The organism is Pseudomonas sp. FG13 (genome assembly GCF_057809755.1).
The window spans coordinates 13,550-27,594 of sequence record NZ_JBMDKO010000014.1; the positions used below are offsets into that span (position 1 = coordinate 13,550).

Sequence of the window (14,045 nt, forward strand, 5' to 3'; positions counted from 1 at the left end):
GTCCGGACCTTATCGCGCTGTTCGTCCCGAGATGACGTACATATGTATAGAGGGCAGTGGAACTGGGAGGGAAACGTAAGCTGATATTTATGGACAGCTGAAGTCCGCTATCGCGAGCAGGCTCGCTCCCACATTGGGAATGCATTTCCCCTGTAGGAGCGAGCCTGCTCGCGATGACAATCGATCAGCTGATGATTCGCTAAAGGCTCAAACCAACTTCTGCGCCAGCACCGCAATATGCTCCGGGCCGATTCCGCAGCAACCACCCAGGTGACTGGCCCCACGTTTCTGCCAGTCCGCCGCCCATTGAAGGTAGCCCGGTGGATCGAGGTCTTCACGCAGCGGATCCAGCCCGTCGTTGGCGGTCGCTTCTTTGGGTTGCGGCGGGAAGGCGTTGGCGTAGGCGCCGATGTGGATCTTCACCCCCAGGCGCTCGAAGGTTTGCCGGGCAGCATCGATCGCAGCACCGATCACCTCCGGCTGGCTGCAGTTGAACAGCAGCGCCTCGACGCCCAGTTCGGCCGCAACGGCCGCAGCCTCCGCCACCGGCTCGCCGGAACGCAAGCGCGGCACTTCATCAGTGTCTTCGTCCTTGAGGGTGAACGACAGCCAGAACGGCTTGCCATCCTGGGGCAGCCCGGCATGAATCGCCTTCGCTTCCACCGTCGAGCTTTGGGTTTCGGCCAGCCACAGGTCGACATGGGGCGCCAGGCCGGTTACCAGAGGCGACAACAGCTCACTGGCGCGGGAGGCATCGAACAGATCAGGCCGATAGGAACCGAACAGCGGCGGCAGCGAGCCGGCAACCCGCACGGCTTTGCCGGAAGCTTGCACCGCCCGCCGGGCCAGTTCGCCGGCCAGCGCTGCCAGGGCCTGGCCTTCGGCGGCGAAGCGCGCTTCGCCAATGTGAAACGGTACGACAGCATAGCTGTTGCTGGTGATGACATTGGCGCCGCTGGCGATATAGGCCGCGTGCACGGCCTCTACGGCCTGCGGGGCTTCGCTCAGGGCCAACGCCGACCATTCGGGCTGCCTGAACGGCGCGCCACGGCGTTGCAGTTCGCGGCCCATGCCGCCGTCGAGAATGACTGTCGTTGCTGAGCCCATATACGATTCACTCATAAGCTTATGAAAATAACTCACTACCGGAGTTGTTCTTATAACTATTTAATACGCACTCTTCAGTTAACCACAACCTGTATTTTCAGCCAGGGCCCTACATGAAACTTCAACCATTGATGGCCTTGGGCCTGACTCTGCTGGCCGCCGCTTCGCAAGCTTTCGCCGGTACCACGCTGGACCGTGTCGAGCAGAAAAAAGAACTGGTCGGCGTATTGATGGAAAGCTATCCGCCCTTCTCGTTTCTCAACGATCAGAACCAGCTCGACGGGTTTGATGTGGACGTAGCCAAAGCCGTGGCGCAGAAGCTGGGTGTGAAGCTGCGCCTGGAAACGCCGTCCTGGGACGTGATCGCCGCCGGACACTGGAGCGGGCGCTACGACATCTGCATCTGCTCCATGACACCGAGCAAGGCCCGCGCCGAAGTGTTCGATTTCCCGGTGCAGTATTACGCCTCGCCGGCGGTCATCGTGGTCAACGCCAAGGACGACCGGATCCACGGCGCCAAGGACTTGAGCGACAAGAAAGTCGGCCTCACCAGTGCCTCCAGCTACGAGAGTTACCTGAACAAGAACCTGGTGATCGAAGGCGCCGAGGATACCCAACTGAGCTATCCGTTCGACAACGTACAGATCGCCCCGTATGACACCGACAACGTGGCCTTCCAGGACTTGGGCCTGGGCGCCGGGGTACGCCTGGACGCGGTGCTGACCAATCTGGTGACCGCACAGCCACGCCTGACCGAAGACAAACGCTTCAAACTGGCCGGCGAGCCGCTGTACTCCGAACCGAACTCGGTGGCCATCGAAAAGGGCGATGCCCAGTGGGACAGCAAGGTGCGTGAAGTCTTCGCCCAGTTGAAACAAGATGGCACCTTGAGCAAACTCTCGCAGAAATGGATCGGCGCCGACATCACTCAATGACCTCTTTTCCATCCCCTTCCCAGCCACCGCAACCGGTGGCTGAGTCGCGCCTGAAGAAAATCTTCGGTTTTCGCACACGGCTGTACCTGACCTGGGCGGTCATGCTGGCGCTGTTCGCGAGTTTTTTCCTGGGCTTCGACCTGAAGTTCTCGATCATCCTGGACAAGTTGCCGAACCTGATCGGCCTGCACCTGGCACCCAACGGCTTTCTGCAGGGCGCGGTGCTGACGCTGTTCCTGTGTCTGTGTTCGATCGTCGCGTCGTCATTGCTGGGCTTCATCACCGCCCTGGCACGTCTGTCCAACAGCGCGGTGGCGTTCGGCATTGCCAGTTTCTATGCGTCGTTCTTCCGTGGCACGCCACTGCTGATCCAGATCCTGCTGATCTACCTGGGCTTGCCGCAACTGGGGGTGGTCCCAGGCGCCGTCACCGCCGGGATCATTGCCCTGTCGCTGAACTACGGCGCTTACCTGAGCGAAATTTTCCGCGCCGGCATCGTCGGCGTCCCCCAAGGCCAACGCGAAGCCTCGCTGGCGCTGGGCCTGAGCGAGACAGTGATCTTCTGGCGCGTCACCCTGCCCCAGGCCATGCGCACCATCATCCCGCCGACCACCAACCAGTTCATCTCCATGCTCAAGGACTCTTCCCTGATTTCGGTGATGGGCGTCTGGGAGGTGATGTTCCTCGCGCAATCCTATGGCCGCTCCAGCTATCGCTACATCGAAATGCTCACCACGGCGGCGATCATCTATTGGCTGATGTCCATCGCACTGGAACTGATCCAGGCGCGCATGGAGCGGCATTATGGGAAGGCGTACCTCAAGCGCAGTTGACAGCCCCATCGCTGTCAAACGGACCGTTCCGAGAGTGATGTAGGGCAACGCCACGTACCGTGAGCGCTGACGCGACGAGGCCTTGCTCAAGACGCGACCGGCCTACAGGCTTCGTCGCGATCTCTCGCCAGAGGCACAGCCATAGCCGGCATCGCGCTCCAGAGTGAGTTTTTAAAGTGCGGACTCCCTTCATGAGAGGCCGCATTCAATGCCAGACCAACACGCATATCCACTCCAATACCTTGCCTTGGCGATTGCCCTGATGCTCGGTTGCGCCGATGTCTCCATGGCTCAGCCAATCGTCAATGACGCCCTGCCCTCACCCCCGGAAACCACCGCCCAGGTACAAGCCCGCCTCAAGGCGTTCGCCAGTGCACCGGAGAGAAATCGCACCAGGGTCACCAGGACCGTGCTCGCGCTGGAAACGGGCAGCGACGACGATCTGGTCATCGTGAGCGGACGCGGCAAGCTCATGGGGCTTGTCGACGGCGGAGGCGGAATCAATGTCCTGCAGTTGGACACCGTGTCAGGGGGCAAGCTGGATGAGGTACGCAATTTCCAGGACCTGCATGTCAAGCGAGGGGAATGGTCGAACGCCCAGGGCTTCGATGGCCGAAGCCTGATTGCGCCGAAAGCCAAGCTGATCAATACCGGGCATCTCGGTGGTGAGGTACACGTTCTGGGCGGCTTCGATAATCAGGGCATTGTCACCAGCAGCGTATTTGTCGGGCCCAATGCCCACATGACGAACCCGGGCACCGCTGGGACTGTCGTTGTGGCGGAAACAGCCCGGTTCAGCGGCAGCGGAACGGTGGAGAGCCTCGATGTGGCAGGACTGTTGGAAGTCGGTCCGGCAATGGGTGCGCCTTTCATTGCCAAGGACTTCAGGCTGGCGCAAGGTGCTGAGCTCGTCTACGGCGTCAACGCCCAGGGAGGCAGTGCCACGATCACGGTCGGGGGAATCGCGACCCTGGATAACGCCACGCTGAAAATCAACGCCGCCCCGGGCGAATATGTCGGTACAAACGAACATACCGTTATCAACGCATCCAGGGTCGAAGGCGAATTCGGACAGGTCATCAGCGAACTCGCATTCATGACTGCGACGCCCCGTTACCTGGAGACACAGGTCAATCTAACCTATGCCCGGAACGAGGTTCCGATTGAGTCGCTAGCGGCTACCAAAAACGCGCGCGAATTCGCAGCCCACATCGACGAGCCACAGCCGGTTGAATCGGTTGCGCCACCCGATGTGCAAGCGCCTGCTGTAGCCCCAGCACCCAAAGCTTCCGAGCCAGCGAGAACTGCGGCCGTTGCGCAAGCGCCTGCCGCTCCGCTGCCAGCCGCCCAACCCGCCGCAAAGCCCAACGCCGCCATCAACGCTTTACTGGGCACCAACATATTCACGGCTGCCGACGCTATCGACCAGCTCACGGGTTACGACACCGCCAACCTCGCCAACGCTACCTTGAGCAGCAGCGCTCCGATCAGCACCGGGATGCTCTCGGTCATGGCCCGGAGAAAACCGCAGAGCGAGCCTGTCGACGGTCAGGTCTGGGTCCAGGCCATCGGCAACAATGGCGTTGTCGGTAGGCAATGGGGAAGCGATGCCCTCAAGCATTCAACAACGGGGCTGATGCTGGGGACCGATTGGACGGTCAGCCCTGAATGGCGCCTGGGCATCATCGGCAGCAAGACGCAGACGCGGCTGGACGGCCACCGCTTCGACGGCGAACTCGACAGTTGGTACCTGGGTGCATACGCGCTGCGCCAGGATGGCCCGCTGGCGCTGCGGCTGGGCGCCGTTCATGGCGACCATGACGGCAGTACCAAACGTCACGTGGCCTTCAATGGTTTCAGTGATCGCCTCAAGGGTCGTTACGATGCCAACACGCAACAGGTCTTTGGACAGATGGGCTACCGCTTCGACCTCGCTCATCTTGAGATCGAACCCTATGCCCATTTGGGCTACCAACGTTATCAACGTGACCGCTATCAGGAAAAAGGCGGGTACGCTGCGTTGAAGGTCCATGGCCAGACCCAGGACGCTTACAGCAGCCACCTGGGCCTGCGCCTCGCCCGGCCTTTTGCCCTGGATCGCGGTATGCAATGGACTCCTCGCCTGAATGTCGGCTGGAAACACCTCTACGGCGACGTCACCGGCCGTTCTCGCCAGGGCCTGGTGAGCGGCGGCAGTACCTATCGGGTGGAAGGCACCGAGCTGGACCGCGACAGCTTGCTCGTCGAAGCGGGGTTGGACCTGGCTGTTTCAGCCTGGCATACGCTGGGACTGGGCTATAGCGGTGAAACAGGCAACGACAATCGTAACCAGGCGCTGATGGGCCACTGGCGGATGATGTTCTGATCGCCTAAGGAGAGGCTGTGGAAAGTCGTGTGGGAGCGAGCCTGCTCGCGATGACGTCAGGTCAGCCAGTATCGATGGCGGCTGGTACATCGCTATCGCGAGCAGGCTCGCTCCCACAGAGGTTTGGTGTGGGGCAGGCATTTGCGCAAAAAAAAAAGGGGAGCACATGCCCCCCCGAGGTTAAAGCGTTGTATCGAGGCTGTTAGCTCAGCCTTCGATCTCGATCAGGATCTCGCCCGGATTGACCCGGTCGCCCTTGGCCACATGAATGGCGGTGACCTTGCCGGCGATGGCCGCCTGTACTTCGGTCTCCATTTTCATGGCTTCGGTGATCAGCACAGCTTGGCCAGCCTTCACCACGTCGCCTTCCTTGACCAGCACATCGACGATGTTGCCCGGCATGGTGGTGCTGACGTGGCCAGGTGCAGAGGCTTGCTTGCGCTTGCTGCTGCCGCCGCTGACGAATTCATTGAGCGGTTCGAACACCACTTCTTCCGGCATGCCATCGATGGACAGGTAGAAATGACGCTTGCCTTCGGCCTTGACGCCTACCCCGGTGATGTCGACGCGGTAGGTTTCGCCATGAACGTCGATGACGAACTCGGTCGGTACGCCTTCGCCGCCCGCCGAGCCCACACTGCCTGCCTCAGGGATCGGCAACAGCACTTCCGGAGTCAGGGTGCCGGCTTCGCGCTCTTCCAGGAACTTGCGCCCGATATCCGGGAACATGGCAAAGGTCAGCACGTCTTCTTCGGATTTGGCCAAGGCGCCGATTTCGCCGCGCAGCTTGGTCATTTCCGGCTTGAGCAGATCAGCCGGGCGCACGTCGATCACGTCTTCGCTACCGATAGCCTGGCGACGCAGCTTCTCGTTCACTTCACCCGGCGCCTTGCCGTAGCCGCCTTGCAGGTAGAGCTTCACTTCGTTGGTGATGGTCTTGTAGCGCTCGCCGGCCAGCACGTTGAAGAAGGCCTGGGTGCCGACGATCTGCGAGGTCGGCGTGACCAATGGCGGGAAGCCGAGGTCTTCGCGCACTCGCGGGATTTCCGCCAGCACTTCGTTCATGCGGTTCAGCGCGCCCTGCTCTTTCAACTGGTTGGCCAGGTTGGAAATCATCCCGCCGGGTACCTGGTTGACCTGGACACGGGTGTCCACCGCCGTGAACTGGCTTTCGAACTGGTGGTACTTCTTGCGCACCGCGTAGAAGTACAGGCCGATTTCCTGCAGCAACTCCAGGTCCAGGCCGGTATCGAACTCGCTGCCCTTGAGGGCAGCGACCATCGATTCGGTGCCAGGGTGGCTGGTGCCCCAGGCAAAGCTGGAGATAGCAGTGTCGATGTGGTCGGCGCCGTTCTCGACAGCCTTGAGCTGGCACATCGCGGCCAGGCCGGCGGTGTCATGGGAGTGGATGAACACCGGCAACGATTGCTCGGCCTTCAACGCCTTTACCAGTTCGCCAGTGGCGTACGGGGTCAGCAAGCCGGCCATGTCCTTGATCGCCACCGAATCGCAACCCATGGCTTCCATCTGCTTGGCCTGGGCCACGAAAGCGTCGATGGTGTGCACCGGACTGGTGGTGTAGGCGATGGTGCCCTGGGCATGCTTGCCGGCAGCCTTCACCGCCTCGATGGCCACGCGAAGATTACGTACATCGTTCATCGCATCGAAAATGCGGAAAACATCGATGCCGTTGACCGCGGCCTTGGCCACGAACGCCTTGACCACATCATCGCTGTAATGGCGATAGCCCAACAGGTTCTGGCCGCGCAGCAACATTTGCAGACGGGTGTTGGGCAGCGCGGCGCGCAGCTGGCGCAGGCGCTCCCACGGGTCTTCTTTCAGGAAACGCACGCAGGCGTCGAACGTCGCGCCGCCCCAGACTTCCAGCGACCAGTAGCCGACTTTGTCGAGCTTGTCGCAGATGGGCAGCATGTCTTCGGTGCGCATGCGGGTGGCGAGCAGCGATTGGTGGGCGTCGCGCAGGATTGTGTCGGTAACAAAGATCTTCTTGGACATGGTCATACTTCCTTACAGGCCTGCGTGGGCGGCAATGGCGGCGGCGATGGCCAGGGCCAGCTCTTCGGGTTTGCGCTTGATCGAGTAGTTGGTCAGTTCAGGGTGGCTTTCGACGAAGCTGGTGTTGAACTGGCCGCTCCGGAATTCCGGGTTGCGCAGGATTTCCTGGTAGTACGCGGCAGTGGTCTTGACCCCCTGCAGGCGCATGTCATCCAGGGCACGCAGGCCTCGGTCCATGGCTTCTTCCCAGGTCAACGCCCAGACCACCAGTTTCAGGCACATCGAATCGTAGAACGGTGGAATGGTGTAGCCGGTATAGATCGCCGTATCGGTGCGCACACCCGGGCCGCCAGGGGCGTAGTAGCGGGTGATCTTGCCGAAGCTGGGCAGGAAGTTGTTCTTCGGGTCCTCGGCGTTGATCCGGAACTGCAAGGCAAAGCCACGGTGCTGGATGTCTTCCTGCTTGACCGACAACGGCAGCCCGGACGCAATGCGGATCTGTTCGCGAACGATGTCGATACCGGTGATTTCTTCGGTGATGGTGTGTTCCACCTGCACCCGGGTGTTCATCTCCATGAAGTACACCTCGCCCTCGGCGAGCAGGAACTCCACGGTGCCAGCGTTCTCATAGCCCACGGCCTTGGCGGCGCGCACCGACAGGTCGCCGATGTAGGCGCGCTGCTCGGGCGTCAGTTGCGGGCTGGGGGCGATTTCGATCAGCTTCTGGTTGCGCCGCTGGATCGAGCAATCCCGTTCGAACAGATGCACCACGTTGCCGAAACTGTCGCCCAGGATCTGCGCTTCGATGTGCTTGGGGTTGACGATGCATTTTTCCAGGAACACTTCCGCCGAACCGAACGCCTTGGTGGCTTCGGAGATGACCCGTGGGAAAGCCTGTTCCAGTTCTTCACGGCTGTTGCAGCGTCGAATACCCCGACCGCCGCCGCCGGACGTGGCCTTGAGCATCACCGGGTAACCGATCCGGTCGCCCTCGGCCAACGCCTCTTCGATGCCCGATACGTTGCCTTCGGTGCCCGGTGTAACCGGCACACCGGCCTTGATCATGCTGCGGCGCGCTTCGGTCTTGTCGCCCATGCGGCGAATGACTTCGGCCGCAGGACCAATGAATTTAATTCCGCGTTCGGCGCAGATGTCCGCCAGTTCGGCGTTTTCCGAGAGGAAACCATAACCGGGATGCAGGGCATCACAGCCAGTCTCCACGGCGAGGTTCACCAGTTTGCGCGGGTTGAGGTAGCCGGCCAGCGGGTCAGCGCCGATGCTGTGGGCCTCGTCCGCACGCTTGACATGCAGGGCATGGCGATCAGCGTCGGAATAGACCGCGACCGAGCGAATGCCCATCTCCGCGCAAGCGCGCACGATGCGGACGGCAATCTCACCACGGTTGGCGATCAGGATCTTTTTTATCAATTGGAGGTTCCCTTGAGCCGGTGATACCACGGCCTGAGGTTCAGGCCGACGCGTGACCAGATGTAACAATCGGTCGCAGCACCACACTAGTCCCGGCCGTTGATTAACAAAAATGAATATTTATTGGGTCAGGCATAAGGGAAGACTTATAGTTGACCTACCCGTCGTGGACCAGAGTGGCTAGAAAATGCGTAAGTCATTGATGCGTATGACATTGCGTCAACTTCAGATTTTCAACGAGGTGTGCGACCTGAGGTCCTACAGCCGCGCAGCCGATGAAATGTCTCTCACTCAGCCGGCCGTTAGCCTACAGATTCGATCCCTGGAAGAGCTGATTGGCCAACCGCTGTTTGAGTACGTTGGCAAAAAACTCTACATGACCGAAGCCGCCGAAGCCCTGCAACGCGCCAGCCGGGACATCTTCGGACGCCTGGAAAACCTCGACATGCAGCTTTCGGACATGCAGGGCTCGCTGCAAGGTCAACTGAAGCTGGCGGTGGAGTCCAGCGCCAAATATTTCGTGCCGCACCTGTTTGCCGCGTTCAAGCGCCAGCACCCGGAGGTCAACCTGAGCCTCACGGTGGTCAATCGCGGACAAGTCATTCGCCGGCTCTCGGACAACCGGGACGACCTGGTGATCATGTCCATGGTCCCTCAGGACATGGGGTTGGAGTTCCTGCCATTCCTCAACAATCCGATCGTGGCCGTGGCGCCGCCGGATCATCCGTTGTGTCACATGGGCCCGCTGCGCTTGCAGGATCTGGAGCCATATACGTTGCTGCTGCGCGAGCCAGGATCAGGCACGCGGCTAGCCTGCGAGGAGTATTTCAAGGAGAAACGGGTGCATTTCACCCAGACACTGGAGGTGGCATCCGCGGAGGCCCAACGCGAATGCGTGGTGGCCGGCCTGGGCGTGGCATTGTTGACGCGCCACGCCGTGAGCCGGGAGCTGTCGTCCGGCGCACTCATCGAGCTGCCGGTCGAGGAACTGCCGCTGTACCGCAGTTGGTGCCTGGTACAGGCCAGGGCGAAACGACTGTCGCCAGTGGCCCACGCCTTCCTGGCGTTTGTGCGCGGCGAACGCGCTCAGATCATTGGCCTGGTTGAGCGTTTCGACGGGAAGCCGCCGGCGTCGCCTGCCAGTAATTGAATTCTGTGACGTCAGGATATTCGCTGATTTCCGCCAGGAGCTGGCGCTGCTCATAACGGTCTTCGATCGCACGACGAAACGCCATGCGGCGCTGGTCTTCCTGTTGACGACGGGTTTTGACGGCGCTGCGTTCTTCGTAGGACTGGGTCATGTCGAGACTCCCAAGACGTATACGGGAGTTTTACGATGACAATACGGGATGACGATTTAGCGGCGCAGGGGTTACAGATCGATGAATGTTGCGACTAGTGGCCTCTTGCAGCTTGAGGCTCGTAGCTTGCAGCTTCTAGTCATCCAACGCCTTCACCGATTTGGGCGACAGCCGCAGGCTGCGAAGGCTGCGCTTGACGCTCTTGAGGTGGTTGACCAGGCTCGGCCCACGGGCCATGGCAACGCCCATCGCCAGCACATCGATCACCACCAGGTGAGCGATGCGCGAGGTCAGCGGCGTGTAGATCTCGGTGTCTTCATGCACGTCGATGGCCAGGTTTACCGTCGAGAGTTCGGCCAAAGGCGTCTGGCTCGGACACAGGGTAATCAACGAGGCGCCGCTTTCGCGAACCAGGTTGGCAGTGATCAACAGATCCTTGGAGCGCCCCGACTGGGAAATGCAGATCGCCACATCGGTGGGCTTCAGGGTGACCGCCGACATGGCCTGCATGTGCGGATCGGAATAGGCAGCCGCCGTGAGCAACAGCCGGAAGAACTTGTGCTGCGCATCCGCCGCCACCGCGCCCGACGCACCAAAACCGTAGAACTCGACACGCTGGGCCTGGGACATGGCCGTGACCGCTTTCTGCAGCGCCACCGGGTCGAGCTTCTCGCGGACCTCCATGAGGGTGTGCAGGGTGGTGTCGAAGATCTTCAGGCTGTAGTCGGCGACCGAATCGTCTTCATGGATCGCAAACTGGCCGAAGCTCGCACCGGCCGCCAGGCTCTGCGCCAGCTTGAGTTTCAGGTCCTGGAACCCGGAGCAACCGATGGCGCGACAGAAGCGCACGATGGTCGGTTCGCTGATGCCGACACTGTGGGCAAGATCAGCCATGGAACTGTGCATCACGGCCGCGGGATCAAGCAGTACGTGATCGGCGACTTTCAGTTCCGATTTGCGCAGCAGGTGGCGCGACTGGGCGATGTGTTGCAACAGGTTCAAGGGGATGGACTCTTGTTATTGGCGGTGGCCGGGATGTAGCAAGTTTGTAGTTATACTACAGGAATTGCCTTTTTGCCTGCCCAATACGTAACTCGATATCCCGATTTCATGCTGTATGCACGCCATGTAGCAGCCAGGCGCTATAAACCGTCTTCGTCGGCCTGCAGCAACGCGGCCAGGCCTTCTGCCTCGACGGGACGGCTGATGAGGTAGCCCTGGACTTCGTCGCAACGCTCGGCTTTCAGGAATTCGAGTTGTCCCGGCCGCTCGACACCTTCGGCCACCACCTTGAGCGATAGCCCATGGGCCATGGTGATGATTGCCCGGGTGATCGCCGCATCCTCGCCCCCCTCCTCCAGCCCGCGGATGAACGCCTGGTCGATCTTCACGTAATCCACCGGGATACGCTTGAGGTAACTCAAGGAAGAATAGCCGGTGCCGAAGTCGTCGATCGCCAGCTTGACCCCAAGGTCGCGCAACTGTTGGAAGGTGGCGATGATGTGTTCAACGCTGTCGAGCAACTGGCTTTCGGTCAACTCCAACTCCAAGTACTCGGGAGCCAGGCCGGTTTCTTCCAGCACTTGGCGCACAAGGCTGACGAGCTTGCCCTGGCGCAACTGATGCACCGACAGATTCACGGATACCCGGATCGGTGCAAGCCCCTGGCGCTGCCATTCGCACGCCTGCCAGCAGGCCTGGCGCAGCACGAATTCGCCAATGGGCCCGATCAGTCCGGTCTCCTCGGCGAGGCCGATGAAATGCCCCGGCGGCACCCGCCCCATGGCCGGATGATCCCAGCGCACCAGCGCTTCCGCCGCCTTCAGACGACCGCTCGCCAGGCACAATTTGGGCTGGTAGAAGACCTTCAGCTGCCGCTCTTCAAGGGCTTTGCGCAGCTGGTTCTCCAATTGCAGGCGCTCCAGCGTGCTGGCCTGGAGGCTGTCGGTGTAGAACTGGAAGTTGTTGCCACCCAGGTGCTTGGCGTGTTGCATGGCCATGTTCGCCTGGTTGACCAGGGTGGAAACATCCCGCGCGTTGTCGGGCAGCAGACTGATACCGATGGAGGCACTGACCACCAGCTCGTGACCTTCAATGGTCTGTGGCAACCGCAACTTGGCGGACAAGCGGGTTGCCATGCGCGCCAGGCTTGAGAGATTGCCATAGGCATCGAACAGCACCGCGAACTCATCGCCGGACAACCGCGCGATGGTGTTGGCCTCCGGCAGCGCATTGATCAGGCGCCGGGCCATTTTCTGCAACAACTGGTCGGCGATGTCGTGGCCAAGGCTGTCGTTGAGCAGCTTGAAGCGGTCCAGGTCGATATGCAGCAAGGCCAGGCTGCGGCGCCCGCCTTGGCGCACCCGCTGCTGCGCTTCCTGCAGGCGTTCGCGGAACAACGAGCGATTCGCCAATCCGGTCAACTCATCGTAATGGGTGAGATAGCGCATCCGCTCTTCGGATTCGCGCCTGGCCGATAGATCGGCGAAGAAGCCCACGATATGACTAACGCTTCCGCGAAAATCTCGCACAATGCTCAATTGCAGCCACTGCGGATACAACTCGCCATTGGCCCGCGCTTCCACCAGTTCACCCTGCCAGGTGCCGTGTTGCTTGAGTGCCTGGCGAATCACGGGATAGTGCCGGCGCGCATCGCGGCTGCACGGCAGGTCGACGACGTTACGTCCCAGCATGTCCTCGATATTGAAACCGGTAATCCGAGTGAATGCCTGGTTGGCGGCGAGCAGCGCATAGTGGGGGTCGAAGATCACGATACCTTCGCTGGCGGCCTCGAACACTGTCGCCGCCAGTTGCCGTTGCTGTTCCAGCTCTTTACTGACGCTGATGTTTCTTCGAGTGCCCACCATGCGCAACACCCGGCCGCTGGCGCTGCGCTCCACGGCCCGGCCACGGTCTTCGATCCAGACCCAATGGCCATTACCGTGACGGATGCGGTACTCGATCTGATAGTCCTCGCTACGGCCCTTGAGGTGTTCGACCAGGGCTCGCTTGAGCGCTGGCAGGTCTTGGGGGTGCAGGCGTGGCGTGAGGTGGCTGAGCATCGCCGTGATGTATTCCGGCTCCAGACCCAGCAATTCCTTGAGCTGGGTGTGATGGACTTCATCAGTCTGCAGGTTCCAGTCCCACAACCCCAACTCACTGGCCTTGAGGGCCAGGGCCAGGCGCGCCTCGCTCTTGCTCAAGGCCTGGCTGGCGGCCTCCAGTTCGAGACTGCGCTGTGCGACCCGCGCCTCGAGACTCACTTGGGCCGCACGCAGTTGCTCCTCGGCGAGACGACGCTGTTCGACCTCCCGTCCCAAGGCCCCGTTAAGCTGCGCACTGCGGATTTGCGTCTGTTGCAGATGCTCGATCAACGCCTGATTCTGGAACCGTCGCAGCATGCCGCTTTGCATCAATCGATTGACCTGCCAGGCCACCACGCTCAGGGATACCAGCACCACCAGACCGAGCCAACCCCATCCGCGCTGCTGTTCGTCACCGCCCCAGAAGAGGAAGCCGATGGCCGGCAACAGGCAGGGCAAGGTGAAAGACAGGAATGCCGGTAGGCTCACGGCATAGGCAACACTGGCCGACAGCGTGGCTGCGCCGATCAGGCCGAACACCCAGGCCTGTTGCTGGAAGCTGTCGGCCGGGACCAGGGCGATGCCGGCCCCGGCCAGCGTCAAGCCAGTCATCGCCGAACCGAGCAGGAACATGCGCAACCAGATCGGGTGCGCCTGGCGGCTGGGGATCGCCGAATCGAAGGCCGCGACTTGTATCACCCGTAGCGCCACCAGCGACAACAGCCAGACCAGCCATACGCTGACCAGGAAATAGCGTGACGGCTCCCACAACAGGGCGGCGCAGACCAGCCCGTTGACCAGCATGAATAACGTGGGCAGCAGCGAGCCCTGGTACAGCAACCGTGTACGCTCTACAGCCATCTCCGTGGCGTACTGCTTGCAGATGACCCGCGGTTCCACACAGGGGCCCGCCAGATCGGAATTGAGGGTCATAGGCACTGTTCTTGTTCTTAGGGGCACGGAGAACCCGAAACGAG

10 protein-coding genes are annotated in these 14,045 nt (G+C 61.1%); 4 read left to right on the forward strand and 6 right to left on the reverse strand.

All coding sequences use genetic code 11. The annotated features are described in order from the left end of the window. Positions 1 to 207 precede the first annotated feature (207 nt). On the reverse strand, positions 208 to 1,107 hold the full coding sequence (locus ACODTO_RS13710) for a homocysteine S-methyltransferase family protein (RefSeq protein ID WP_175362292.1): 900 nt from the start codon (positions 1,105 to 1,107) through the stop codon (positions 208 to 210). A gap of 113 nt (positions 1,108 to 1,220) precedes the next feature. Here ACODTO_RS13710 and ACODTO_RS13715 point away from each other — a divergent pair, with 113 nt between their 5' ends. The 3 genes from ACODTO_RS13715 (at position 1,221) to ACODTO_RS13725 (ending at position 5,240) form a co-directional block, all read left to right on the forward strand. Next, a complete protein-coding gene (locus ACODTO_RS13715) occupies positions 1,221 to 2,042 on the forward strand; it encodes an ABC transporter substrate-binding protein (protein WP_175385407.1) in 822 nt (273 codons plus the stop codon). After that, on the forward strand, positions 2,039 to 2,875 hold the full coding sequence (locus tag ACODTO_RS13720) for an amino acid ABC transporter permease (RefSeq protein WP_139641307.1): 837 nt from the start codon (positions 2,039 to 2,041) through the stop codon (positions 2,873 to 2,875). Before ACODTO_RS13715 ends, ACODTO_RS13720 begins: the two co-directional genes overlap by 4 nt. Before the next feature lie 208 nt (positions 2,876 to 3,083). Then, positions 3,084 to 5,240, forward strand: a complete 2,157-nt coding sequence (locus ACODTO_RS13725; protein WP_489106580.1) for an autotransporter outer membrane beta-barrel domain-containing protein — start codon at positions 3,084 to 3,086, stop codon at positions 5,238 to 5,240. A gap of 207 nt (positions 5,241 to 5,447) precedes the next feature. Here the strand turns inward: ACODTO_RS13725 and oadA are convergent, their stop codons facing one another. Further along, on the reverse strand, positions 5,448 to 7,256 hold the full coding sequence (gene oadA / locus ACODTO_RS13730) for a sodium-extruding oxaloacetate decarboxylase subunit alpha (protein ID WP_139641313.1): 1,809 nt from the start codon (positions 7,254 to 7,256) through the stop codon (positions 5,448 to 5,450). Between the two features lie 12 nt (positions 7,257 to 7,268). After that, positions 7,269 to 8,684 carry an acetyl-CoA carboxylase biotin carboxylase subunit gene (locus tag ACODTO_RS13735; protein ID WP_024777837.1) on the reverse strand — a complete coding sequence of 472 codons (1,416 nt, stop codon included), beginning with the start codon at positions 8,682 to 8,684 and terminating at the stop codon, positions 7,269 to 7,271. Positions 8,685 to 8,871: 187 nt separating this feature from the next. Between ACODTO_RS13735 and ACODTO_RS13740 the strand changes: the two genes are divergently transcribed. Next, positions 8,872 to 9,834, forward strand: coding sequence for a LysR family transcriptional regulator (locus ACODTO_RS13740; protein ID WP_139641315.1), 963 nt, complete (start codon positions 8,872 to 8,874; stop codon positions 9,832 to 9,834). Here ACODTO_RS13740 and ACODTO_RS13745 read toward each other — a convergent pair. The 3 genes from ACODTO_RS13745 to ACODTO_RS13755 all read right to left on the reverse strand — a co-directional run bounded on the left by ACODTO_RS13745 (position 9,776) and on the right by ACODTO_RS13755 (position 14,001). Further along, the gene (locus tag ACODTO_RS13745; protein ID WP_024777835.1) at positions 9,776 to 9,985 is read right to left on the reverse strand and encodes a PA3496 family putative envelope integrity protein; all 210 of its coding nucleotides are present in this window, start codon (positions 9,983 to 9,985) and stop codon (positions 9,776 to 9,778) included. The two genes, ACODTO_RS13740 and ACODTO_RS13745, sit on opposite strands and share 59 nt — an antisense overlap. A gap of 135 nt (positions 9,986 to 10,120) precedes the next feature. Then, on the reverse strand, positions 10,121 to 10,987 hold the full coding sequence (gene hexR / locus ACODTO_RS13750) for a transcriptional regulator HexR (protein ID WP_003187110.1): 867 nt from the start codon (positions 10,985 to 10,987) through the stop codon (positions 10,121 to 10,123). 140 nt (positions 10,988 to 11,127) lie between these two features. Then, on the reverse strand, positions 11,128 to 14,001 hold the full coding sequence (locus ACODTO_RS13755; protein WP_489106581.1) for a putative bifunctional diguanylate cyclase/phosphodiesterase: 2,874 nt from the start codon (positions 13,999 to 14,001) through the stop codon (positions 11,128 to 11,130). Positions 14,002 to 14,045: the final 44 nt, after the last annotated feature.